General features: G+C 70.5%; 20 protein-coding genes. 11 read left to right on the top strand and 9 right to left on the bottom strand.

All coding sequences use genetic code 11. The annotated features are described in order from the left end of the window. Window positions 1-131: 131 nt before the first annotated feature. The gene (gene secG / locus SY84_RS00450) at window positions 132-356 is read right to left on the bottom strand and encodes a preprotein translocase subunit SecG (RefSeq protein ID WP_046842343.1); all 225 of its coding nucleotides are present in this window, start codon (window positions 354-356) and stop codon (window positions 132-134) included. A 204-nt stretch (window positions 357-560) separates the two neighbouring features. Here secG and pyrF point away from each other — a divergent pair, with 204 nt between their 5' ends. Then, window positions 561-1361 (top strand): orotidine-5'-phosphate decarboxylase, encoded by an 801-nt coding sequence (gene pyrF, locus SY84_RS00445; RefSeq protein ID WP_046842342.1) that lies wholly within the window; start codon window positions 561-563, stop codon window positions 1359-1361. A gap of 58 nt (window positions 1362-1419) precedes the next feature. On the opposite strand, the gene SY84_RS00440 is transcribed toward pyrF, so the two are convergent. Beyond that, window positions 1420-2625, bottom strand: a complete 1206-nt coding sequence (locus tag SY84_RS00440; protein WP_046842341.1) for a cysteine desulfurase-like protein — start codon at window positions 2623-2625, stop codon at window positions 1420-1422. A gap of 249 nt (window positions 2626-2874) precedes the next feature. Between SY84_RS00440 and SY84_RS00435 the strand changes: the two genes are divergently transcribed. From SY84_RS00435 to SY84_RS00415, 5 genes are all read left to right on the top strand, one after another. After that, window positions 2875-3147: a hypothetical protein gene (locus SY84_RS00435; RefSeq protein WP_046842340.1), complete on the top strand. Its 273-nt coding sequence runs from the start codon at window positions 2875-2877 to the stop codon at window positions 3145-3147. After that, entirely contained in the window at window positions 3148-5274 is a 2127-nt protein-coding gene (locus SY84_RS00430; protein ID WP_245621363.1) for a transglycosylase domain-containing protein, read from the top strand. A 35-nt stretch (window positions 5275-5309) separates the two neighbouring features. Continuing rightward, on the top strand, window positions 5310-6008 hold the full coding sequence (locus SY84_RS00425; RefSeq protein WP_046844806.1) for a VWA domain-containing protein: 699 nt from the start codon (window positions 5310-5312) through the stop codon (window positions 6006-6008). Continuing rightward, window positions 6005-7540 (top strand): hypothetical protein, encoded by a 1536-nt coding sequence (locus SY84_RS00420; RefSeq protein ID WP_245621362.1) that lies wholly within the window; start codon window positions 6005-6007, stop codon window positions 7538-7540. Before SY84_RS00425 ends, SY84_RS00420 begins: the two co-directional genes overlap by 4 nt. Window positions 7541-7640: 100 nt before the next feature. Beyond that, a complete protein-coding gene (locus SY84_RS00415) occupies window positions 7641-9299 on the top strand; it encodes a VOC family protein (protein WP_046842338.1) in 1659 nt (552 codons plus the stop codon). A 61-nt stretch (window positions 9300-9360) separates the two neighbouring features. Here the strand turns inward: SY84_RS00415 and SY84_RS00410 are convergent, their stop codons facing one another. The 4 genes from SY84_RS00410 to SY84_RS00395 form a co-directional block, all read right to left on the bottom strand. Next, complete coding sequence (locus SY84_RS00410; RefSeq protein ID WP_046842337.1) at window positions 9361-10053, bottom strand: DUF2259 domain-containing protein; 693 nt, start codon at window positions 10051-10053, stop codon at window positions 9361-9363. Between the two features lie 41 nt (window positions 10054-10094). Next, window positions 10095-11465, bottom strand: a complete 1371-nt coding sequence (locus SY84_RS00405; protein WP_046842336.1) for a sugar ABC transporter permease — start codon at window positions 11463-11465, stop codon at window positions 10095-10097. After that, window positions 11462-12859, bottom strand: coding sequence for an ABC transporter permease subunit (locus tag SY84_RS00400; protein ID WP_046842335.1), 1398 nt, complete (start codon window positions 12857-12859; stop codon window positions 11462-11464). The genes SY84_RS00405 and SY84_RS00400 overlap by 4 nt, the downstream gene beginning before the upstream one ends. Window positions 12860-13138: 279 nt before the next feature. Next, on the bottom strand, window positions 13139-14320 hold the full coding sequence (locus SY84_RS00395; RefSeq protein WP_046842334.1) for a maltose ABC transporter substrate-binding protein: 1182 nt from the start codon (window positions 14318-14320) through the stop codon (window positions 13139-13141). 576 nt (window positions 14321-14896) lie between these two features. Here SY84_RS00395 and SY84_RS00390 point away from each other — a divergent pair. From SY84_RS00390 to SY84_RS00380, 3 genes are all read left to right on the top strand, one after another. Continuing rightward, window positions 14897-16138 carry an MFS transporter gene (locus tag SY84_RS00390; protein ID WP_046842333.1) on the top strand — a complete coding sequence of 414 codons (1242 nt, stop codon included), beginning with the start codon at window positions 14897-14899 and terminating at the stop codon, window positions 16136-16138. A gap of 90 nt (window positions 16139-16228) precedes the next feature. Then, window positions 16229-17530: an RsmB/NOP family class I SAM-dependent RNA methyltransferase gene (locus tag SY84_RS00385; protein WP_081424463.1), complete on the top strand. Its 1302-nt coding sequence runs from the start codon at window positions 16229-16231 to the stop codon at window positions 17528-17530. Window positions 17531-17570: 40 nt separating this feature from the next. Next, window positions 17571-18242, top strand: a complete 672-nt coding sequence (locus SY84_RS00380) for a hypothetical protein (RefSeq protein ID WP_046842332.1) — start codon at window positions 17571-17573, stop codon at window positions 18240-18242. On the opposite strand, the gene SY84_RS00375 is transcribed toward SY84_RS00380, so the two are convergent. From SY84_RS00375 to ppgK, 3 genes are read right to left on the bottom strand one after another with little or no spacing between them, the layout of a single operon-like run. Then, entirely contained in the window at window positions 18243-18974 is a 732-nt protein-coding gene (locus SY84_RS00375; RefSeq protein ID WP_046842331.1) for a hypothetical protein, read from the bottom strand. It abuts the gene before it with no gap. Window positions 18975-19029: 55 nt separating this feature from the next. After that, window positions 19030-19764: a sporulation protein gene (locus tag SY84_RS00370; RefSeq protein WP_046842330.1), complete on the bottom strand. Its 735-nt coding sequence runs from the start codon at window positions 19762-19764 to the stop codon at window positions 19030-19032. A gap of 44 nt (window positions 19765-19808) precedes the next feature. Then, window positions 19809-20618: a polyphosphate--glucose phosphotransferase gene (gene ppgK, locus SY84_RS00365; protein WP_046842329.1), complete on the bottom strand. Its 810-nt coding sequence runs from the start codon at window positions 20616-20618 to the stop codon at window positions 19809-19811. Between the two features lie 161 nt (window positions 20619-20779). Here ppgK and SY84_RS00360 point away from each other — a divergent pair, with 161 nt between their 5' ends. Then, window positions 20780-21391 carry a TetR/AcrR family transcriptional regulator gene (locus tag SY84_RS00360; RefSeq protein ID WP_046842328.1) on the top strand — a complete coding sequence of 204 codons (612 nt, stop codon included), beginning with the start codon at window positions 20780-20782 and terminating at the stop codon, window positions 21389-21391. Window positions 21392-21519: 128 nt separating this feature from the next. Beyond that, the gene (locus SY84_RS00355) at window positions 21520-23007 is read left to right on the top strand and encodes an ATP cone domain-containing protein (protein ID WP_046842327.1); all 1488 of its coding nucleotides are present in this window, start codon (window positions 21520-21522) and stop codon (window positions 23005-23007) included. Window positions 23008-23040 lie beyond the last annotated feature (33 nt).

Below are 23040 nucleotides of genomic sequence, written 5' to 3'. Positions count from 1 at the left end.
CCTGCCCGCAGCGCCACCGGCAAGAGGATGGGGGCCGCGCACTGTGGCAGCGCGGCCCCATTCGTCTGTCGATAAACAGTGGGCGGCGGAGGTGAACGATCCCGCCGTTCACTTCCGCCGCCCACTGCGCCTCAGCGCGAGACGAGGTTGATCAGCAGGGCCAGCAGCATGAAGAAGCCGCCGAGGACGCTGGTGATCCGCACCAGGCCGCCCTCCACGCCGCGCCCGCCGAGCAGCGAGCCGCCGGAGGCCATGCTCGCCGACAGGCCCGCCTGTTTGGGCACCTGGAGCAGCACGAAGAAGATCAGACCCACGCAGACGAGGGCGAACAGCACGATGAACAGAGTCAGAATCATGGGAACCTCAGGAAACGCGGCGCGGCGGCCGGTCGGTGATCAGGAATGGGGAAGCGGGGGGCCGGGCAGCGCCGGGCCGTTCACGGGGCATTCTAGCGCAGAGGCACCCCGCTGGGCACCCCCAGCCACCGCAGTGGGCGTCCACCGCCCGGTCATGGACCGCCGCAGGCCGCGCCGGGCGCTCGCGTGTTACCCTCGGGCGCGATGACCTTCGCGCAGGCCGTAACCGACCGCACCCGAGCCCTCCAGACCCGCCTGTGCGTGGGCCTGGACCCCCGCCTGGCCGCCTACCGGGACGCCGCGCACCTGCGTGAGCACACCCTGGACGTGCTGGAGGCGACCGCGCCGTACGCCGCGTGCGTGAAGCCGCAGCTGGCGTTCTACGAGGCGCTGGGGCTGGACGGGCTGCGCGTCCTGGAGGAGGTGTGCGCGGCGGCCCGCACGCTGGGCCTCCCGGTGCTGCTGGACGCCAAACGTGGGGACATCGGCAGCACGGCGCAGGCGTACGCGCAGGGCTGGCTGACCGGTCGGCACGCGGGCGCGGCCCTGACCGTGAACCCGTTCCTGGGCTTCGAGACCCTCACGCCGTTCGTGGAGACCGCCCGCGCGAACGGCGGCGCGGTGTTCGTCCTCGTGAAGACCAGCAACCCGGGGCAGGCGGACCTGCAGGGCGGCGGCATCAGCGAACGCGTCGCGGACGAGATCACCCGCCTGAACGCACAGGAAGATGCGGAGTACGCCACCGTCGGCGCGGTCGTGGGTGCCACGCACCCCGGCGATCTGGCCGCATTCCGCGCCCGCATGCCTCGCGCCCTGCTGCTGCTGCCAGGCCTTGGCGCGCAGGGCGCGACCGCCGCGCAGCTCGCTCCGGCCTTCGACCCCGGCGGGACCGGCGCGCTCGCCAGCGCCAGCCGGGGCGTGCAGTACGCCAGCGGGCTGGACATCCGGGCCAGCGTGGACGCCGCGCGGGACTTCCGCAACGAACTCAACAGCGTTTTGAGTTGAAAGTCGAAGGTTGATGGTTGACAGAGGGAAATCTTCATCAACCATCAACTTTCAACCATTAACCCAGAGCCGCGAGCATCCGTTCGATGTCGTCCAGCGTCGTGTAGTGCGCGATGCTGGCCCGCACGACACCCTGCGGATACAGGCCCAGGTCCCTCAGGGGCTGCACGGCGTAGAAATGACCGGCAGCCACGTCCACCCCGGCGGCCGTGAGGCGCAGCGCGGTCTGCTCGGGGCTCTCCCCCGCCACGCGGAACGCGACGGTCCCCACGCGACCCTGCGTGCCCTGCGGGCCGTACACCGTCACGAGGTCATGCGCGAGGAGCCCCTCGACCAGCCGCGCCATGACCGGCGCTTCCAGTTCGTGAATGCGCTGGGAGGCGGCCTCCAGCGCGGCGCGGGCCAGCTCGGCGTGCCCACCCAGTTCCCGGAGGTAGTCCAGGGTGCCCAGCCACCCCGCCAGCAGCTCGAACTGCGGCGTGCCGTGCTCGATGCCGGTGATGTCACCCTGCGGCACGAACTCCAGTTTCGGCCAGGGCAGCGTGGCGCGCAGCTCCGGGCGCAGCCACATGGCGCCCAGGTGCGGCGCCCAGACCTTGTACGGGCTGAACGTCACGACATCCGCGCCCCACGCCTGCACGTCCGGGAAGGCGTGCGGCGCGGCGTGCACGGCGTCCACGATGCTCCACGCGCCCGCCGCGCGCACCTGCGCCGTGATCGCCGGAATGTCCGGCGTGACGCCCAACGCGTTGCTGGCCGCCGTGACCGCCACCAGCCGCGTGCGGGGCGACAGCAGCGCCGCTAGATCATCCGGGTGCAACGTCATGTCCGGCTGCCGCGCGTGCCAGACCTTCACGGTCACGCCCTGACGCTCCAGTTCCCGCCAGGGGCTGGCGTTACTCTCGTGTTCCAGCCCGCTGAAGATCACTTCGTCCCCCTCGCCCCACAGGCGGGCGAACGCCGCCGCGAGCCGGAAGGTTAACGCCGTGGCACTCTGCGCCAGCGCCACATCCTCCGGCCTCGCGTTCATGAACAGCGCCGTCGCCTCCCGCGCCCGGTGCTTCAGGGCGAGGATCTCCGCACCCGGACGGTGCCCCGGCATGGCGTTCGTCGCCCCGTACCGCGTCAGGTGCTCCGTCACCGCCTGGATCGCGCGGACCGGAATCAGGCCCCCGGCGGCGTTGTCGAGGTACGCGCGGCCCGACTGGAGTTGCGGAAACTGGGCACGCAGGTCAGCCTGCGTCAGGACGGCAGCAGTGGTCATGCGCCGAGTGTAGGCGCAAGCGGCGCGCGCAGTTCCGGGTGGCTGGACAACCGCCGGTCGGTTCGCTCGCCGCCGACACGCCCTCCTGAGCGTCCCTGACCCTCCTGAGTCCTGGGATTGACCACATCCGGCTGTTCCTCCCGCCGTCTTTCACGCCCGTTTGATCGTTCTTTGGTGGGATGCACGCCTCATGGGTCTCGCCTATCCTGCTGTCATGTTGCGGTTTCCGTCTGTTCCGCCGGAGGGCGCGTGAGTTTCGTGCGGAAGCCCCGGCCGTACTCGTCGGGTCTGCTGTCCGCGCCGGTGTCCGCTCCGCGTGCGCCGCGCGTGCCGAAGGAGAAGGCGCCGCGTCCGGCCCGTCCGCGTGGACCACGTTCGTCGTGGGCGGGTGCGGTGACAGCGCTGGCAGGGCTGGGCGCGCTGCTGGTGCTGGTCGTGGGGCTGTCGGGCCTGTGGAACGCCGTGGCGCGGGACTGGCAGTTCCGGTCGGCCGCGGCGGGCGTGCTGGACGTGGTGCGCTGAGTGACACGGCAGTTTAAAAAGTCCGTGCTGGGCTGGTGGAACCGCTGGCCGCGTTCGCCGTTCGTGCGGCGGCCCGAGCCGTGGACGCTGCGGCGGGCGCTGCGGGCGGCGGCGGCGGGCGTGGGTGTGCTGACGCTGGGTCTGCTGGGGCTGGGCGTGGCGGGCGCGGTGAGTACCGGGGCGCTGGGTCGGGTGTGGAATCTGCGCTCGGAACTGCTGCCCATCGAGGTGCAGGACCGGCGGGGTGCGCCGCTTGGCGTGATCGACCACTGCCGCGAGGGGAACGCGGTGAACGCGGTGCCGTGCCGGGAGTCGCTGAGCGTGCCGCTGACGGGCGTCAGTGAGGCGTTCCTGCTGGCGTACGTGGCGAAGGAGGACGTGCGCTTTTTCTCGCATTCTGGGGTTGACCTGGGGCGCCTGCCGCGCGCGGTGCTCAGTGGCGCGGGTGGCAGCACGATCACGATGCAGCTCCTGAAGAACAGCGTGCTGGCGGGGCATTTCGATTACGACACGGACCGGCGTGGGCCGCTGCTGACGGTGACGCGCAAGGCGACGGAGTTCGTGCTGGCCCCGCTGGTGACGTGGCGGTACGGGCGGCGCGAGGTGCTGGCGATGAGCGTGAACAGCCTCCCGTGGATCGGGATCGGGCAGCGCAAGGGCGTGTACGACGCGTCCCGGGCGGTGTTCGGGGTGGAACCGGCGGACCTGTCGCTGGCGCAGAGTGCGTTCCTGGTGGGGTTGCTGCCCGCGCCGGGGCGGTATCTGGTGCAGGAGGACACGCCGCCGGAGACGGCCACGGCGCGCTTCCGCTGGATGCGCTCGCAGCAGCTGGTGACGCTGAATATCCTGCGGTCGCACGGGCTGGTGTCGGACGGGGCGTACGCGCAGGCGGTCGCCACGCCCGTGCAGCCGAGGTTGTGGCGGGTGGAGTACGCGGGGTCGGGCGCGGACCTGCGGGTGGTGTCGGCGGCCCGCAATCCCGATTACGCGCAGGAGCCGGAGCCGGTGTGGGCCATGCAGGAGCTCGTGCGGCGCGAGCTGCGGCGGGCGGGCGTGGACCCGAAGCGGGTGGGGCGCGTGGTGCTGACCATCGACGCGCAGGCGCAGGCGGCCCTGACGCAGCGGGTTCAGGGTGAGGGCATGACCGGCCCCCGCGCGGCGGGCGTCGCCGAGGGTGCGGCGGTCGTGGATGTGCGCGGCGGGGGGATCGTGGCGCTGGCGAGCAGCACGGGCGGCAGTCTGAGCAGCGATCCGGGGCGGCAGTGGGCGGCGTCGGCGCTGCGGCCGGTGGCGAGTACGGTCAAACCTCTGCTGTACGCGCTGGCGTTCGGGGACGGCGTGACGCAGCTGAGTGCCTTCCGGGACGAGGCGACGGGGTACGCGGGTCAGGCGATCCGGAACAATTCGGGAGGGTTCCTGAACCGCGCGGTGACGGTGCGCGAGGCGAACGCCCGCAGCCTGAACACCGTGGCGGTGCAGGTCGGCACGCCTCGCGAGAAGGCGCTGCGGCGCACGCTGGACGCGCTGGGGTACCGCGCGGACGCCGGGAACACGTCGAGCGTGTCGCTGGGCACGTACCGCGCCGCGCCGTTGGACGTCGCCGCTGCGTACGCGTCGTTCGCGAATGGTGGGACGCGCTGCGAGCCGCACCTGCTGGCCGAGGTGTATGACCGCGCCGGGCGGCCCCTGTCCCTGCCGCGCCCGGACTGCGCGCCGCTGTGGGACGAGGTGGTCGCCTACGAGACGTTCGACCTGCTGACCGGCGCGGTGTCGTCGAATGCGGGGCACGTGAAGTTCCTGCGGCCCACCGCGTGGCAGCGCCTGTCCGGCAGGGCCATGCCGCTGGGCGCGAAGTCGGGCACGACCGACGACGTGAACGACACGTGGTGCGCCGCCGTGACGCCGCAGTACGCGATGGCCGTCTGGATCGGCGACCCGGACGGGCGGCAGAGTGTGCCCGTGAACCTCTACCGCGATCAGGCGGCCTGCCGTGAGGTCGGGCTGCTGCGCGACCTGCCGCACGAACGCACGAGCGTCCCGGTGCCGCCGGGCATCACGACCGTGGGTGGGGTGGCAGTGCCCCTGCCGGGCCTGAACCCCCGCAACCCCGCGCCGCCCGCACCCTGACCCCCTCTTTCTCCTTCCAGACTCCCGAGGTGACCATGCCCTTCCCAATGATCGTTCCCGCCTTCCTGTCCACCTTGCTGCCCGCACCCATGAGCGCCTCGACCCTGCTGGGGCTGTCCACGCCGCCGCTGCACCTGACGGTCGCCGTGGACATGACCGGCAGCAGCAAGAACCCGGCGTTCAGGTACGCGGATCAGGCGCGGCTGCTCTCGCAGAGTGTCCTGCTGAACCAGCTGCGCTCCGGGGACACGGTCACGCTGCTGCGCATCTGCGACGGCGTGCAGACCGTCGCGGACTTCAGGTTCCAGTCGAAGAACGGCGCGCGGCTGGGCAAGGCGGACATCCTGCGCTACACGGCGGCCCTCACGAAGCCCTGCACCGGGCGGGGCAGCGCGATCACGGCGGGCGTGCAGCAGGCCGTGAACCGGGGCGCGCAGACGAAGGGCGTGGGGGACGTGACGGTGCTGTTCACGGACGGCGCCCTGCTGGACGACCCGAAGCGCACTTCTCTGGGCGCGGCGGTGAAGGGCTTCCTGGGCGCGAAGGACACCCGGCTGCTGTTCGTGGCGGGCCTGAGCCCCGAGGCGGGCGCGGGCGGCGTGTCCATCCGGGACAGTTTCGTGAAGGCGCTGGGCGGCAGTTCCTCGGATAAGCGGGTGCTGCTGGCGGGCGCGTACGACCTGTCGAACGTGTACCCGACCTTTGCGGCGCAGGTAAAGGCGGCCCGCCGATGAGTGACCTCACACCGGACAGCCCGGGGGACACCGAGGTTCGCCCCCTGTCGCGCGTGACGCTCAGCGGACCGGACCTGAGCACCGTGAACCTCGAGTTCGAGGACGGCGCGCGGCGTGGAGATACTCAGCAGGTGATAGTCCCGCCCTTCCCGGAGGAACCGCAGGATGAGATGGAGGCCGCCCCTCCCGCCGAAGAGCCGTTCGATCCGGCGCGCTACGAGGCGGCGCTGCCCGTCCCTGACCCGCTGGCCGCCGAGGCGTTCATGGCGGTGCTAACCCCGGCGCACTTTGGGGAGCTGCTGGATGACCTGAGCGGTGAATTGCAACTCGTGCGGGACGAGGCGGCGCGGGCGGCGCTGACGTCGCGCTCAAGGCTGCTGCGCCTGAACGTGGAGCAGTACCGCGTGAACTTCGAGCTGGCCCGCACGACCCTGAACCGCGTGCTGGCCGAGACGGGCGTGGGCGTGCGGACGTCCTGGGCGCGGCAGCAGGAGCACCTGAACTTCATGAACGCGGCGAGCAGCGGTGTGGAGCGTGCCTACGAGCAGGCGACCGAGGCGATCGAGCAGGCCCGCGCGGCGCGGTTCGAGGCGCTGGCGCAGGCGGGCGTGCGGCCCGACACCGTCACGGCCGAGGATTTCTACACGCAGCAGGCGCTGGCGCAACTGGCCGCCGAGGGTCATGCGGTGCGCCCCCCCGAGCAGAAGAGCGGCAGCAAGCGGGTGTTCAACGCGTTCGCGGTGTTCAGCAAGTTCTTCGTGGGCCTGATCAGCGGCGTGAGCATCAATCTGCTGTTCAACCCGGAATCGCGGCTGTACCTGACGCTGATTGCGCTGACGGCGGGCGTGATGTTCAGCGTGCTGCTGCTGTGGCTGGTGGATGAACTGTCGTACCGCGCGAAACTGGCCGCCAGCACGCCGGGCATGAGCCGTCCCGCGCATTACGTTTGGGGCATCGTGGCGGTGACGCTGCTGTACCTGGGGGTGGAGGGGTTCCTGAACTGGGACGGCATCCTGCGCACCACGCAGGAGATCGCCGCGAACGCTGCGCAGCAGGGTCAGCTGACGGACCTGAGCGCCGCGCCCGACGGGCCGACCGCGCCGGAGCACTGGTCGCTGCTGGTGTTCACGCTGGCGCTGGTGGGCATGGCGGCGGGTGCCGCGCTCATCCAGGGCCGCGAGCGGGCTCGTGGGGTGCTGGAGCGCGAGCGGCTGACGGCGCGCGTCTCGGCGCTGAAGGCGGGCGGCACGTGGCACGAGGTGGCCCGCGCGACCGATCTGGTCACGTACCTGGAGGCGGCGCGCGACCGGCTGGCCCCGCCGCGGGACGTGACGAGTCCGGATCACGCGCGGCTGAACGAGCGGGTGCTGAGCCACTGGGAGTCCGAGCGGGACGGTCAGGTGCAGGCCGTGACGGGGGCGCTGGTGCGCGAGGCGCGGGCGCTGCACGAGACGCTGGAGGAGTTCGCGGCGCAGGTGCAGGCGGCGCGCTTCCCTCAGCGCCGGGCCGGGTGGCGGGGCCTGCTGGGCTGAACGGCAGCACACAGCAGGGAGAGGTTGGGGGCGACTCCTACCTCTCCTCTATTGTGATCAAAGCCTCAATTAATAGTTCAATGTTAAGTAATATAGAGGCATGACTACCTTCTCTCCCGCTCCCGGCACCAGCCCCGTCCAGGGTCTGCACCACGTCACCGTCATGGCCAGCGACCCGCAGCGCAACCTTGACTTCTACACCCAGGTGCTGGGCCAGCGGCTGGTGAAGGTCACCGTGAACTTCGACGACCCCGGCACGTACCACTTCTACTACGGCGACCAGACCGGGCAGCCCGGCACGGTCATGACCCACTTCCCCTGGCCCGGCGCCAAGCGCGGCGAACGCGGCAACGGCGAGGTCGTCGCCACCGCGTACAGCGCCCCCGCCGACTCGCTGGGCTACTGGCAGGGGCGGCTGGCCGCGCACGCCCTGACCGTCACCGGGGGCACCCGCTTCGGGCAGCCGGTCCTGACCTTCGAGGACCCGGACGGCACCTGGGTGGAACTGGTGTTCGAGGAAGGACAGGCCGTGCAGCCCTGGCCCGCCTCCCCAGTGGACGCCGCGCATGAACTGCGGGGGTTCCACTCGGTGACCGCCTGGGTGCGCGACACCGACGCCGTGCGGCAGTTGCTGGTCGGTCAGCTGGGCTTCACGGAAGTCGGCAGCGAACCCGACGTCGAGGGCACCCGGACCCGTTTCCGGGGCAGTGGGGACGGCGTGGGCCTGTTCGTGGACGCCGTGGAACGCCCCGGCCAGCCGCGCGGGCACTTCGGGGCGGGCAGCATCCACCACGTGGCGCTGCGCACCCGCGACGACGCCGAGCAGGAGGCGTACATGACCAGCCTGACCGGCGCCGGGTACCGCCCCACGCCCGTGCAGGACCGGCAGTACTTCCACTCGATCTACTTCCGTGAACCGAACGGCGTGCTGTTCGAGATCGCCACCGACGCGCCCGGCTTCCCCAACGACGAACCCGTGGCGGAACTGGGCAGGCACCTCAAACTCCCCGCGTGGTTCGAGGGTCAGCGGGCGCAGATCGAGGCGCACGTGCCGCGCATCATCAGCCGCGAGTACGGCGTGACCATCGGCCAGCGCGACCTCGGCGCCGCCGCACCCGAGGCGACCCCCGAGGACGGGGGCACGGGCGTGCAGGTCTTCACCGCGGGCCGCCCCCTGGACGACGCCCGCGTGGCGATGGTCCTGCTGCACGGGCGGGGCGGCACGGCGCGCGACATCCTCTCGCTGGAACGCGACTTCAACCTGAGTGCGTTCACGTACCTCGCCCCGCAGGCCGAGGGGAACACGTGGTATCCCCTGTCGTTCCTGGCGCCGGTCGAGCAGAACCAGCCGCACCTGGACCGCGCGCTGGGCACCGTGGAAGCCGTGATGGGCGAACTAGCCGCGCGCGGCATTCCCGCCGAGCGGGTCGTGCTGGGCGGCTTCAGCCAGGGCGCATGCCTCGCGCTGGAGTACGCCAGCCGCACCGAACGTAAACCCGGCGCGGTGGTGGCCTTCAGCGGCGGCCTGATCACCCTGGATCAGGGCAGCACCTTCCCCGGCACGCCCGTGTTCATGGGCGTCGATCCGCGCGACGGGCACATTCCCCTGGCCCGCTTCGAGGAGACGGCCGCGCACCTCCGCGCCCGGGGCGCCAGCGTGGACGCCCGCGTCATCCCCGGCCTGGGCCACACCATCAACGCCGACGAACTGAACGCCGCGCGGGCCCTGATGCAGCAGGTGGCGGGCGCGCTGGACTGAACGACAAGGGAGAGGGTAGATGGAGGCCGCGCCAGCTCCATCCGCCCTCTCCCATTCACCTTCACCGCAGGAGCGCGGCGACGAACACCGGCACGGCGTCCGGACCCTCGAAGCCGGGGGTCAGGGCGCGCAGGGTGATCAGGGCGCGGTTGCCCTGGATGTCCACCCGCTCCAGCGTGTAGCGGGTGGCGCAGGCACGTTCGGTGGGCAGGGTGCGGTCACGCCAGACCTCCAGGCCATTCACGGTCAGACGGATTCCGGCAGGGACCTCACCCGGGGGCAGCATCTCCGGGTACGGGCACCGGGCCGGGAGGCGCAGCACCTCCAGGCGGACGGGCACGGTGCGGGTCCAGAGGCGCACGGGGGTGACCTCGACCTGCCCGGCACGCACGCCGTCCGGCCAGCGGGGGTAGAGCGCCGGGTAGGCCCGCTGGTAGCGCGGTGTCGAGAGGGGGCGCGTGGTGAACGGAGCGACCGCGGCGCGCGTGGCGGGCGCGGCCAGCAGGGCGTTCAGAACGTCAACCGGTCCGGCGTCGGCGGTGCGGTTGGCCTGATGAATGGTGCGGCCACTGCGGGTGTCCAGCACGGTCACCTGCGCGTGTCCGAAGCCACTGCCGTCCCGCTCGCCGCTGACGACGGTCATGACCTGGGTGCCGTCGGTGCTGAAACGCACCTGCGTGACGGGCAGGCGTTCGTTCGCTCCGGCCAGACTGGTCAGGCTGAACGTCAGCAGAAGCGGGAGGAGTCGGCGCATACGTGCACCGTACTCCTCCCGCGCCTGCGGCGTGAAGGGGGTTATTCCTTGACGCCCCCGGCGACCGCGCCGCCGACGAAGAAGTTCTGGAAGCCGTAGAACAGCGCCACGATCGGCAGGGCGCCCAGCGTGGCAGCGGCCGCGAACACGCCCCACTTGGTGCTGAACTGGCCGCTGGTGAACGAGCGCAGCATCACGCCGACCGTCCAGTGTTCCACGCCGGTCATCAGGATGCTGGCCAGGATGAACTCGGCGTACGTGCCGATGAACTGGTTCAGGAAGATGAACACCAGCATCCCGCGCGACAGGGGCAGCACGACGCGCGTGAAGGTCTGCCAGCGGGTCGCGCCGTCCACCATTGCCGCCTCCTCCAGCGACTCGGGGAGGCTTTCCACGTAGCCCTTGAAGATCCAGGTGTTGAAGGCGATCGCGCCGCCGGAGTACGCCAGGATCAGCCCGGCGAAGGTGTTGCCCAGGCCCAGGTCGGTCAGGAGTTTGAACACCGCGACGAGCGCCAGAAACACCGGGAACATCTGGATGAAGATGAAGAACAGCAGCATCTGGAAGCGGCCCGGGAAGCGCAGGCGGGCCATGGCGTATCCGGCCGTCGTGGACAGCAGGATGGCCAGCACGCCGGTCAGGCCGGACACCAGCAGGGTGTTGCGCACGGAGAGCAGGAACTTGCTCTCGTTGCTGCCGCCTGTGAACTGCGCTGGGCCCATGAAGATCACGAGTACGGCCAGCGCGGCGACCAGCACGCGCAGGCCCCAGGCGCGCACATTCGCCAGGGCGTCGGTGTCGCGCCCGACCTTGCTGACGATCAGGGAGATCAGCGTGGCGGCCAGCGCGGCCCCGCCGATCACGGCGAGCAGAAGCTGCCACGCGGGGATGGTGACGCCCTCGAACAGCTTGGCGAAGTTCTCCAGGTTCAGCTGCTTCAGGTCGGGCAGCAGGCCGGTCTTGTAGAAGATGTTCGGGTTCCCGAAGTCCGGGAAGGCGAACAGGCTGTTGCGCGGGTCGAACGCGGCGATCAGCACGTAGAACAGCGGGTAGATGGCGATCAGGACGACCAGGATCAGGAACAGGTGGGTCAGCTGGTCACCCAGCACCGCCGCGTAGCTGATGCGGCGGCCCGTGCGGGCCATGCCGATCCGCTGCCCCAGCAGGCTGGTCAGGGCCAGCACGCCGCTGGCGGCCAGCAGGAACAGCAGGAAGCGCACCCAGCCGCGTTCCACGAAGAAAATCGAGAAGCTCTTCTGGTTGTCTTTCAGGTTGTCGACCAGCGCGTACCCGAGCCAGCCGAGCAGGGCCAGGATGACCACCCCGATGATCCAGGGCAGCGCCTGACGTAGGGCAGAGGGCTCGCGGTGGACGTAGCCGCCGGGTGGGAGGTTGTTGGGTGCGGTGGTCATTTGCGGGCCTCCTCGAACACGCCGGCGGCCTTGAAGTTCACGATGCTGATCGCCAGGGTCAGGAAGAAGATGATCAGCGCGATGGCGCTGGCCAGCGCGAAGTTCTGTCCGCCAGCCGACACGAACGCGGTGTTGTATCCCCACGAGAGCAGGATGTCGGTGCTCTGCGCGGTGCTCTCGCGGCCTTCCTGGGCGGGGCCGCCGGCCGTGAGCAGGTAGATGATCCCGAAGTTGTTGAAGTTGAACGCGAAGCCCGACAGCAGGATCGGCGTGAACGAGTTGCGCAGCAGCGGCAGGGTGATGCCGGTGATCTGCTGCCAGCGGCTGGCGCCGTCAATCTCGGCGGCCTCATAGAGGTCGTCGTTGATGGTGCTCAGGGCGCTGATGGTGGCGGTCATCATGTACGGGAAGCCCAGCCACAGGTTCACCACCAGGATGCTGATCTTGGCCCACAGCGGGTCGTTCAGCCAGGGAATCGCGACGATGCCCAGCAGACCCAGGCTCTTGTTCACGATGCCGAACTGCTGGTCAAACAGCGCGACCCACATCTGCACGCTGATCACGGTGGGGATCGCCCAGGGCAGGAACAGCAGCGTGCGGTACACGTTGCGGCCCTTGAGGCGCTTGTTGTACAGCAGGATGCCCAGGATCAGGCCCGCGACCGAATTCAGGATGATGGTGCTGAACGCGAAGATGACCGTCCAGAGGAACACCGGCCACAGGGCGCGGCTGGCCTTCCCGAAGATCTCCTGGAAATTGGCGAGGCCCACATAACTGATCCGGTTCACGCGGGTGACCTGCGCGACCTGTAGAGCCTCGGGAGCGGGGACGGCCAGCGTGAAGGTCTTGTCCTGCGCGGAGGTGACCTTCACGCGGTACGGGACGCTGGCGTCCTCGTCGTACAGCACCAGGGTTGCCCCGGCGCAGCTGGGGGCGGCGCAGTTCAGGTATGCCTGCGCGCTGCCCTCGAGGCCAGGCACCGTAACTGAGCGGCGGTCAGCGCTCAGAGTGGCGGCCTGACGGGCGGCGCTGTCGGGATTGCCGCTGTTCTGCCCGCTGTAGTTCGTGAAGGCGTAGTTCACGGTCAGCACGACCGGCAGTACCGTGAATGCCAGGATGAACACCAGCGCGGGCAGCAGGTAGAACCAGTTCGTGATCCACGGGAACGCGCGGTGGGTCAATGGTGCGAGCACCAGCAGCGACACCACCGTGAAGACCAGCAGCAGGTAGGCGGGGGCACCGGGCACGACCTGGGCAGCCAGGGTGGACAGCAGCCACCCGATGAGCACGGACGCGCCCATCAGGGCGGCCAGGATCAGCAGGGCCAGCAGGATGCCGCGTGAGCCCTGGGGGGGCACGGCGGTGCGGGAGCGGGGTGGGGACAGGGTGGTCATCTCGTGGGGGCCTCCAGGCGGACGTGGGGGCAGGCGCGCCGGGCACGTCCGGATTGAAATCAGATTGCAGTAAGGTAACGCCGCTGCCTCGGGGGCAGCGAGGGTGCTCATCAAGACATCTGGCGGGGCGCGGTTCCAGCGGCGGCCCGGCGGCTGGGAACGCCATGACAGTCAGAACGCGGGGGGACGATACGCCTTGTCCGGCGCACCGTCCCTCCGCGTCCTGAGTGGCCCGGGTGGAGCGAGGTTGTGGTCATGCTCGCCCCACCTCCAGGCGGGTTACTTGATGTTGCTGTTGATTTCCTGGACGGCCTTGTCGAGGATCTGGCCGTAGTTCTGGCCGGACTTCTGGACGCTCTGCGCGATGGCGTTGCTCCAGGGGCCCCACACGGCGCCCATCTGGGGCACGTTGGGCATGGGGGTGCCCATGCTGATGGTCTTGCCGAAGCCCTGCACGACCGGGTCGGCCTTGAGCTTGGTGCGGGCGCTGAGGCTGGCGGGGATGCGGCCGCCGGCCTTGTTGAACGCGACCTGGGCGTCGGAGGAGCTGATCTGCTTGGCGAACTGCGCGGCGGCCACCTTGTTCTTGCTGTAGGAGTTCAGCATGGTGCCCTGCACGCCCACGAAGGGGCTCCACTTGCCGGTGGCGCCGGGAGGGGTCGGGAAGGGGATGATGCCGTAGTTGATGTTGGCCTTCTTGATGTCGCCCATGTCCCAGGGACCGGTGAGGAACATCCCGAGGCGGCCCTGCACGAAAGCACTCTTGGCGGCGTCGCCGTTGACGCCTTCGGGCACGAGGTTGTACTTGTAGCGCAGGTCGTTCAGGAACGCGCTGGCCTTGTCGGCGCCGGCGTTGGCGAGACCCACGTCCTTGACGTTCAGGGTGCCGCCGTTGTTCTTGAAGACGTAGCCGCCGTAGGCGCTGATGATGCCGTACTGCATGTAGGCGTTGCTCAGGTCAGCGAGGTAGCCGAACTTGCCGCTGCCGGTGTTCTTCTGGGCGGCGGCCAGGAAGGCGCTCCAGGTGGTGGGGGCAGTGGGCACCAGGGCCTTGTTGTACACGACGGCGACCGCTTCGGCGAACATGGGGACGCCGAAGAGCTTGCCCTGGTAGGTCATGGCGTTCAGGGCGGTCTTGTCCAGGTCGGTGCGGCTGGTGACGTACTTGTCCATGGGCTCGATCACGCCGGCGGCGGCCAGCTGACCGAGGCGGTCGTGGGGCTGCGTGGTCAGCAGGTCGGGGCCCTGGCCCTTGGGGGCGCTCTGGATGAACTTGTCGGTCATCTCGCCGAAGGGCACGCTGACGATGTTGACCGTGTTGCCGGTCTTGGCCTTGAAGTCGGCGGCCTGTGCACGCAGCCACGCCAGTTCACTGTCACCGAAGTGAGTCCAGACGGTGATGGTGGCGGCGCTGGCCTGGCCGAGCAGCGCGAGAGACAGGATGGTCAGAGCTTTCTTCATAGGTCTCCTTACATGGCGCGACTGTGAATCGCTTCCATTTCGAGGGATCAACTTTGATTCCATCGGCCTTCCACGGCAGGGAGGCGCCCGGAGTCGACACGGCTGAGCGTCCGCGACGGGTGATTCTTCTGGTTGCTCGAACGACAGTATAAGCCTCAACCGGTGTCCTGACAATGGGGTGACACCGACAATTTCACCGTCCCAGTCAGGAAGAAATCAGTTGGCGCCCGGGGCGGATGACCCGGGACGGCATTCTGGTACCAGTGCGAACAAAAGTGAAACTGGAAGCGGTTCACAGAATCCTAACGGTCTCATCCGCGCTTTGGGTATCCCCCAGGTGCGTGGAACCCGTGGAAGCCGGTTAGACAGCCGCACGTTCCACGACAGCACCTGAGAGCCAGCAGCCCCATGTGCCGCGCTCCACGCATTCGTGCAGGGCCTGATCCCAATTCACAGCGCGACGGAACCGGCATCCCCGGGAGACAGCCGGTAGGGCCGCACCGTCTGGGCGCCGACGGACCGGATTGCCGTTCTGTCCTGACCGGTCGGTCAGGGTGCGGGCGTATACTTCGCCCCATGTCGTCCGCCGCCCCCTCCCCCGCCCGGGTCAACACCGGGCGAACAAAACTGATCCTGTTTCTGACCATCTTCATCGCCATGCTGGGCCTGAGCGTCCTGTTCCCGATCATCGCCCCGCTGGGCCGCCAGCTCGGCCTGACCGAGACGCAGACCGGCTGGTTCTCCACTGCCTACTCCCTGATGCAGTTCGTCTTCTCGCCCATCTGGGGGAACCGCAGCGAACGCCTGGGCCGCAAACCCATCCTCCTGATGGGCCTCGTGGGCTTCTCGATCAGCTTCGGGCTCTTCGGCGTGCTGGCCCAGGCGGGCCTGAATGGCGCGCTGAGCGGCACCCTGCTGTTCGTCCTGCTCGTCGCCTCGCGCGTGATCGGTGGGGTGCTCTCCAGCGCCACGCTGCCCACCGCGCAGGCCATGATGGCCGACCTGAGCAGCGCCAAGGACCGCACCGCCAGCCTGGGCCTGATCGGCGCGGCGTTCGGCCTGGGCGTCGTGTTCGGCCCGGCCATCGGCGCGGCCCTGAGCGGCCTCAGCCTGACCGCGCCGGTCTTCTTCAGCGCCGCGCTGGGCTTGGTCACCGCGCTCGTCGCGTGGCGCACCCTGCCCGAAACCCGCGTGAGCGGCGCCAAGATGGCCGCGAAGGGCAGCCGCCGCGCGCTGCTCTCGCAGCCCACCGTGCTGCTGCTGCTGGCCGTCAGCGCCCTGTCCACCCTGGCCAGTGTGGGCATGGAGCAGACCATCGGCTTCTACGTGCAGGACACCCTGCGCCTGACCCCCGAGGGTGCGGCGCGCACCGTGGGCATCATGCTGACCCTGTTCGGCTTCGTGGCGGCGCTCGTACAGGGCGGCGCAATCCGGCCCCTGGCGAAAAAACTCCCCACCACCCCGCTCGTGTCGGCAGGCCTGCTGATCATGGGTGCGGGCATGCTGCTCGTGCCCGCCGGGCAGTCGTTCTGGCCGATCACGCTGGCCCTGGCGGTCGTCGGCGTGGGCAGCGCCATCCTGAGCCCCAGCCTCAGCGCGGGCCTGAGCCTCTCGGCTGGCGAGGACCTGCAGGGCACCGTCGCGGGGCTGAACAGCAGCGCCCTGGCCCTGGGGCGCATGGCGGGGCCGCTGATCAGCACCGGGCTGTACCAGACGGTCAGCCACGCCGCGCCGTACGTCCTGAGCGGGAGCGTCCTGCTGGCCCTGCTGGCCATCGTGCTGCTGATTCGCCCGAGGGTGCAGCCCGCCGCTGCCTGACCGGCCCACCCTGCGGCCCCCTCCCTGCCAGACCTGGGGTGGGGGCCGCGTGCCTTGGACGTCCTGCCGGGCCGCGCGTACACTGCCCGGATGACCGACGCACGCCGCCCCCGCACCGCCCGCGACCGCCCCAGATCCGAGGCCGACCGGCCCGGTCCGTTCAACCCGGCCCGCGAGGTCGCCGTGCGGGTGCTGCTGCGCGTCATGGACGCCCATGCGTTCGCCGCGCCCGCCCTGGACGCCGCGCTGCAGGAGGCCCGCCTGCCGGCCCGTGACGCGGGGCTGGCCACGCACGTCGTGTACGGCGCGCTGCGGCACGCGCCCAGCCTGACCCGCGCGCTCGACGCCCGTCTGACCGGGGACACGCACCCCAAGACCCGCGCGGTCCTGCTGGCCGGGGCGTTCGAGCGGCTGTTCCTGGGCACCCCGCCGCACGCGGTCGTCAGCGAGTACGTGAACCTCGCGCGCGGCGCGCGGCTGGCGCCCCCCGGACTGGTGAACGCCGTGCTGCGCCGCCTGGAGAGCATGAGCCCCGACGAGACCGTCCCGGACGAGATGCCTGCGTGGCTGGCGGACGTGTACCGCCGCGCGTACGGCGCGCAGGCAGACGCGGTGCTGGCCGATCTGCTCGAGCCGCAGCCGCTGTGGCTGAGCCTCAGCGACGCGGGCGTCCGCGCCCTGGAGGACGAGGGCAGCGTCCTCGAAGGCACTGTGCAGGGCGTGGACCGCGTCGCGCTGGACCGCCCGCTGCGGCAGACCTCGGCGTTCCAGCAGGGGCAGGCGCAGCCCATCAACCCGGCCAGCCTCGCCTGCGTGGACGCGCTGGGTGACGTGCAGGGCGTGCGGGTGCTGGACCTGGCGGGCGGGGCGGGCGTGAAGGCCGCGATGCTCGCCACGCGCGGCGCTCTGGTCACCAGCGTGGACGTCGTGGCCCGCAAGCACGACCTCGCCCGCGCGAACCTGAAGCGCCTGGGCCTGACGGGGCAGTTCATCACGCATGACCTGACCCAGCCCCTGCCCACCGAACCCGCGCCGGTCGTGCTGCTGGACGCGCCCTGCACCGGCAGCGGCACGCTGCGCAGCCACCCGGAGATCAAGCTGCGCCTCACGCCGGACGCCGTGCAGGAGATGGCCGGGCTTCAGGCGCGGATGCTACCGAACGCCGCCGCGCTCGTGCAGCCCGGCGGGACCCTGGTGTACTCGGTGTGCTCGGTCACGCCGCAGGAAGGGGCGGAGGTCGTGCAGGCGTTCCTAGACACCCACCCGGACTTCACGCCGCAGGCCGTGCCGGACCTGGAGGTCCCGCACGTACCTGCCGGGCCGGGCGTGCTGACCGTGCCGGTGGACGGGGTGGACGGGTTCTTCATCGCGCGCCTGACACGGCTGGCCTGATCTGCGGTAACTGACCTGACGGTCAGGGTAGGCTGGACGCATGCGCCTCGTCCCTGCCCTGACCGTCACCGCGCTGCTCACCCTGCCCGCGTTCGCCTCGGCGCAGCCCCCCGCGAACTGCGCCCTGGCGAATGCCGTGGACAGCGGCAGCTACGCTGCCCTGACCATCGACATCTGGTCCGAGGCCGACGAGGACAACGCCGCTGGGAACTGGGCCGATTGCCGCGCCACCGCGCTGCGCCGCAGTCTGAGCGGCAACCCGAAGCTCAGCGCCCGCATCGACGGCCTCCGGAAGCAGCTGCAGCAGCTGCGCGCGCTGGAAGGCCAGTTCGCGTACATCCGCGCGGGCGGCGGGACCCTGTACTCACACGCCATTCCACGCTCGTTCCCGTATCTGGAGGAGCAGCTCGCGGGCCTCGCCGCACTGGCCCGCACCACCCTGGGCGCGCAGTCCGGCCAGCGCTACGCGGCCCTGATCGCGCAGGCCCGCAAGGCTCACGTGGCGTACGTGGTATCTCTGCGCGCCTACCGCCCGAAACCCGACGAGACCTATTCGACCTACTCCGCCGCCGAGTGGAAGCGGCTGGTGGACCGCTACGAGACGCTGGGCCGCGCCGTCATGCAGACGCTGGGCACCCGGGGCGACGCCGCGACCGCCCTGGGCTACTCCATGCTGACGACGACCCTCTTCCCCGCCGACGGGGACTTCTGATCATGGCGTGTGGGCGCTGGACAGCCGGTGCAGGTGCGCCCAGGTGTCGCGTTCCAGCGTGAAGCCCCACGCGCCGCCGGGCAGGCGCACCCCGGTCAGGGTCACGGTGGATTGCACCTGCGTGAAGGTCAGCAGAACCTGACCGTCCCCATGCAGTGGGGGGCGCACCTCCCAGCCCTGCGCCGCGGCCCCGGCCTGCCAGCGGTCGAGGATAGCCCCCAGGGCGCTGTCGGCCGGGAGGAACAGGTGGGGTGCGCCGCCGGAAGTCCGCCCCGGCCTGCCGTTCAGGGACAGGCCCGGCCCGGGCTGGTCGGCGGGTCCGCCAGGGTGCAGGAGGGGCAGGTCGAGGACGCCCCCGAGCGGCGTACCCGTCCCCAGCCACGCGGTGCCGAGGTCGAACAGGTCGTCCCGCACGTCGAATCCGACCGCACCACCCGCCACGCTGGACAGGCCAGCCGCACGCAGGGCGTCCCGCACGGCCTCCAGGCTGCGGAAGGCCGCCTCGGGCGTGGTGGGCACCCGCAGCCGGACGTGCCGCGCGCCGCCCGCGACCCGCCAGACGCCCAGCGGGGTCACGCCCGGCGGCCAGTGGACGGCCCGCAGGGGGGCGGGCAGGTCGCCCACCCGCCGGGACCACTGCGGGCGCAGCAGATGCAGGGCCATCCGGGCGCGTGCCCACCAGGGGCCGGGGGACACCGCGTTGCGTGGATACCGGAACGTCCAGCGGGACATGCCTCACGCTAGCGGACCGAATGGGGTGCGCGGAGCTCACCTGCGGCCCAGGGCGTTACAGCAGCGCGCGGATGCGGGTTTCGAGTTCGCGGGCAACGGCGTCCGGCCCGGCGCCCAGCGTGGCGGCACTCAGGTGCCAGCGGCCGCGCTGTTCGAACTCGCTGGCGAACAGGCTGGCGACGCCCGTGGCGCGGCGGTCCACCTCCAGGATGACGTCCAGGCCGCCCGCCTGCGGGAACAGCATCATCTCGATCTCGGCGATGCGGTACTGGCCGTGCGGGGGGCGGAAGCTGATCTCCTGCACGATGCGGCCGTGGTGGTACTCGATCTCACTGCCGCTGAGCTGGAAGCCTAGGCGCTGCGCGCCCTGGAACAGCACCTCCATCTCGCGGCTGGGGAGGATCTGGAGGTGGTCCTGGTCGCCGGGATCGACAGCGCCCGCGATGTCCATGTCGGTCGCGAGCCACAGCTGCGTGCCGGGCAGCGACAGGGGCGTGCCGGGCTCGACGGGAATGCTGAAGGGGAATTCTCGCCGTTCCCCGGCGCGCAGCTCGAAGGTGGGGATCACCTGGAATTTGCTGAGCTGGTGCGAGACGTAACTGTCGTCACTCTTGTACCGGGTGGCGAGGCCGAGGTTCACGCGTTCGATACGCTGGTCGAGGCTCCCACCCTGCACGACCAGCACGCCGGTGACGCTGTCCCCGATGCGCACGGCGGGGTTGTGGACTTGGGCGTCGACGCGCGCGCCGCCGACGCCGATGGCGGCCATCATCTTCTTGAGGAATCCCATGGAGGCCTGTACGGGACCAGCCACGCGCGGGTTCCCGGGCCCGGTCAGCCGCTGGTCTTGCGGGGGGCCCTGCGCGCGGGGCTGAGGGCAGCTGGTGCGGCCGTCAGGGCCGGATCGCTCCCGGCGGCCATCATGGCGGCCCCGATGATCCCGGCCTCGTTCAGCAACTGTGCGGGCACGACGCGGGTGCGTTCGGCCTTCAGGTGCTCGCGCCACTTGTCGGCCTTCTTGCTGACGCCCCCGCCGATGATGAACAGTTCCGGGCTGAACAGCAGTTCCAGGTGCTGCAGGTACGTGCTGGCGCGCTTGCTCCACTGTTTCCAGTTCAGGTCGTCGCGTTCGCGGGCGCGGTCGGACGCCCAGGTCTCGGCGTGCTTGTCGCGCAGCCACAGGTGGCCCAGTTCGGTGTTGGGCACCAGCACGCCGTCATGCACCAGGGCGCTGCCGATCCCGGTGCCGAAGGTCAGCACGAGGACGCTGCCCGTCTCGCCCTGCCCGGCGCCGAAGCGGGCCTCGGCGAGTCCGGCGGCGTCGGCGTCGTTGATCAGGTGAACCTCGTGCCCGGTGGCGTCGGTGAACAGCGCGTCGGCATTCAGGCCGACCCAGTCCGGGTGGACGTTCGCGGCCGAGAGGGTGTGGCCGCGCTGCACGATGCCGGGGAAGGTCACGCCGACCGGGCCGGGCAGCCCGAAGTGCTCGACGAGCTGCTGCACGACGCGTTTCACGTCCTCCGGCGCGGCACCTTCGGGGGTGGGGATGCGGTGCCGCTCGGCGGTGAGCTTGCCGGTGCGGGTGTCCACGGGGGCGCCCTTGATGCCGCTCCCGCCGATGTCGATACCCAGGATCACACTCATGCGCCTCAGCGTACCGCACGCACGGAAGCTGGTCAGGGGGGTGTCAGACGAGGGCGTCAGTGGGGTACGCGCGGTGCTGGTTGGCAGCCCATGGCCAGAGGCAGACAACCCCGTTGGACGGGGTGCAATTTTGTACTGAAAGCGGTATACCCTGGGGAATCATGGATTCAACCTCGCTGCGCGAACGCCAGAAGGAGCGCCGCCGCGCCCGCATCTACAATGTCGCCATTGACCTGTTCAAACGTGGCGGGTTCCAGACGACCACCGCGACCGACATCGCCAAGGCCAGCAACGTCTCGCGCGGCACGTTCTTCAACTACTACCCCTACAAGGAAGCGGTGCTGCTCGACTACGGCAGCGAGGTCATGAACCGCCTGCGTGACCACGCCGAGGCCCGCCTGCACGACGGCGCCGCACCCCTGACGGTGCTGTACGAGGTCTGGGACCGCCTCGCGGACGAGAACACCCGCGAACGCGACCTGTTCCCGCCCCTGGCGTACGAGGTCATGAATCCCAACCCCGAGCGGGCCCGCACCGCGTACCAGGCGCTGCCGCTGAGCAAGGTCATCGAGCTGATCCTGCGGCCCATGCATCAGGCGGGCATGATGCGCACCGACCTGTCGCTGCAGCGCATCAGCAACCTGATCGCGGACACGTACCTGATGGTCGCGCTGCGCTGGAGTGCGTACGGCACCGAGCGGCCCCTGCAGGAGGAGATGCGCCTGGCGCTGAACCTGCTCCTGGAAGGCGCCGTGAAACGCGACGTGCGCTGACCCCGGGCGCCCGCACCCCTGCCTGTGGCCGGCCCGGTATCACGTGAACGCGCACTGTGTCACGCGGGCTTTGCCGCGAGGGTCTACACTGCGCTGATGACTCGCTCACCCCTGCGGCCGGTGCGGGCATGACGCACCCGGAACTGCGGGTGGGGTCGGCCCGCACCACCTTCCCGTTCAGTCGCGGCCTGCTGGTCGAATCCCTGGTGAACGCCGGGGCCAGCGCGCCGGTGGCGTCCGCCGTGTCCCGCCGCGTGGAGCAGCAGCTGCGGCTGGCGCGGCGCACCGTGGTCAGCCCGGCGGAACTCAAGGCCCTGATGGTCGAGGTGGCCCGCGACGTGGCCGGGGACGAGATCGCGCAGGCGGCGCAGGCGCAGACGCCCGCCTTCCAGGACATCTTCGTGACGGCCAAGAAGGGCGACCTGCCCTTCAGCCGGGGTGTACTGGCCCGCACGCTGGAGGACGCGGGTCTGTCCGGCAAGGACGCCTACGCGACCGCCAGCGTCGTGGACGTGCGGCTGCGCCAGCAGGGCGTGACCAGCCTGAGCGCCGAGGAGATCGACAACCGCACCGAGGCCGCGCTGGCCGAACGCTACGGCGAGCACCTGCGCCTGACCTACCGCTACCTGCGGCACAACCGCGGGAAGCTGGGCGTGCTGGGCGAGGGCAGCAGTGTGCCCAGCCCGTTCAGCAAGGGCATCCTGGTGCAGAGCATGCTCGCGGCGGGCGTCACGCCGGACGTGGCGCGCAAGGTGGCCCGCGTGACCCAGCGGGACCTGCGGGGCCGTGACGACCGGGTCATCCCCCGCCACGAGATCCGCCAGAAGGTCGAGGCGCTGCTGCGCGACGAGGTCGGCCCGGACGTGAGTGCCCGCTACCGCCTGCTGCGCGTGATCCGCCGTCCGCCGCGCCCAGTGATCGTGCTGCTGGGCGGCGTGAGCGGCACCGGCAAGAGCTTCCTGGCCGCCGAGATCGCCTACCGCCTGGGCATCGCGCGGGTCGTCAGCACCGATTCCATCCGCGAGGTCATGCGCGCCATGGTCTCCCCCGCGCTGCTGCCCACGCTCCACGCCAGCACCTTCAACGCCTGGGAGGCGCTGCTGCCGCCCGGCGCGCCCCGCCCCGAGCACCCGGACCGGCCCTCGCTGATCGCGGGCTTCCGGGATCAGGTGCAGCAGGTCAGCGTGGGCCTGAGCGCCGTCGTGCAGCGCAGCGTGCAGGAGGGCAGCAGTCTGGTGCTGGAGGGCGTGCACTTGGTCCCCGGGTACATCCGCGCGGACTCGTACGCGGGCGCGATCGTGGTGCCGCTGCTGGTGACGCTGCCCGACGCAGACGAACACCGCCGCCACTTCGAGAGCCGCGACACGGAGACCGCCGCCAGCCGCCCCCTGCACCGCTACATGGGCTACTTCCGCGAGATCCGCGCCATGCAGGACGAACTCGAGGCGCTGGCCCACCAGTACGAGGTGCCGATGCTGGACGGCCTGACGCTGGACGAGAGCGCCGAGCAGGCGGTGGACATGGTGCTGCGGCGCGTGCTGACCGCCCTGACCGGCGAGGAGCGCCGAGCGCTGCTGGGCGAGGACCACGCGGACCTGACCTTCGGCGGCAGCTGACCAGTCTGGTCCCATATGCACACCGGGGCCGGA

Source organism: Deinococcus soli (ex Cha et al. 2016) (assembly GCF_001007995.1).
Lineage (GTDB): Bacteria > Deinococcota > Deinococci > Deinococcales > Deinococcaceae > Deinococcus > Deinococcus soli.
This window is presented reverse-complemented; position numbering and strand designations above follow the sequence as displayed.

What these genes read in the sequence shown, in the direction of transcription:
- secG (WP_046842343.1), bottom strand. Translation starts at nt 356, where the DNA reads ATGATTCTGACTCTGTTCATCGTGCTGTTCGCCCTCGTCTGCGTGGGT.
- pyrF (WP_046842342.1), top strand. Translation starts at nt 561, where the DNA reads ATGACCTTCGCGCAGGCCGTAACCGACCGCACCCGAGCCCTCCAGACC.
- SY84_RS00440 (WP_046842341.1), bottom strand. Translation starts at nt 2,625, where the DNA reads ATGACCACTGCTGCCGTCCTGACGCAGGCTGACCTGCGTGCCCAGTTT.
- SY84_RS00425 (WP_046844806.1), top strand. Translation starts at nt 5,310, where the DNA reads ATGCCCTTCCCAATGATCGTTCCCGCCTTCCTGTCCACCTTGCTGCCC.
- SY84_RS00420 (WP_245621362.1), top strand. Translation starts at nt 6,005, where the DNA reads ATGAGTGACCTCACACCGGACAGCCCGGGGGACACCGAGGTTCGCCCC.
- SY84_RS00415 (WP_046842338.1), top strand. Translation starts at nt 7,641, where the DNA reads ATGACTACCTTCTCTCCCGCTCCCGGCACCAGCCCCGTCCAGGGTCTG.
- SY84_RS00410 (WP_046842337.1), bottom strand. Translation starts at nt 10,053, where the DNA reads ATGCGCCGACTCCTCCCGCTTCTGCTGACGTTCAGCCTGACCAGTCTG.
- SY84_RS00405 (WP_046842336.1), bottom strand. Translation starts at nt 11,465, where the DNA reads ATGACCACCGCACCCAACAACCTCCCACCCGGCGGCTACGTCCACCGC.
- SY84_RS00400 (WP_046842335.1), bottom strand. Translation starts at nt 12,859, where the DNA reads ATGACCACCCTGTCCCCACCCCGCTCCCGCACCGCCGTGCCCCCCCAG.
- SY84_RS00395 (WP_046842334.1), bottom strand. Translation starts at nt 14,320, where the DNA reads ATGAAGAAAGCTCTGACCATCCTGTCTCTCGCGCTGCTCGGCCAGGCC.
- SY84_RS00390 (WP_046842333.1), top strand. Translation starts at nt 14,897, where the DNA reads ATGTCGTCCGCCGCCCCCTCCCCCGCCCGGGTCAACACCGGGCGAACA.
- SY84_RS00385 (WP_081424463.1), top strand. Translation starts at nt 16,229, where the DNA reads ATGACCGACGCACGCCGCCCCCGCACCGCCCGCGACCGCCCCAGATCC.
- SY84_RS00380 (WP_046842332.1), top strand. Translation starts at nt 17,571, where the DNA reads ATGCGCCTCGTCCCTGCCCTGACCGTCACCGCGCTGCTCACCCTGCCC.
- SY84_RS00375 (WP_046842331.1), bottom strand. Translation starts at nt 18,974, where the DNA reads ATGTCCCGCTGGACGTTCCGGTATCCACGCAACGCGGTGTCCCCCGGC.
- SY84_RS00370 (WP_046842330.1), bottom strand. Translation starts at nt 19,764, where the DNA reads ATGGGATTCCTCAAGAAGATGATGGCCGCCATCGGCGTCGGCGGCGCG.
- ppgK (WP_046842329.1), bottom strand. Translation starts at nt 20,618, where the DNA reads ATGAGTGTGATCCTGGGTATCGACATCGGCGGGAGCGGCATCAAGGGC.
- SY84_RS00360 (WP_046842328.1), top strand. Translation starts at nt 20,780, where the DNA reads ATGGATTCAACCTCGCTGCGCGAACGCCAGAAGGAGCGCCGCCGCGCC.
- SY84_RS00355 (WP_046842327.1), top strand. Translation starts at nt 21,520, where the DNA reads ATGACGCACCCGGAACTGCGGGTGGGGTCGGCCCGCACCACCTTCCCG.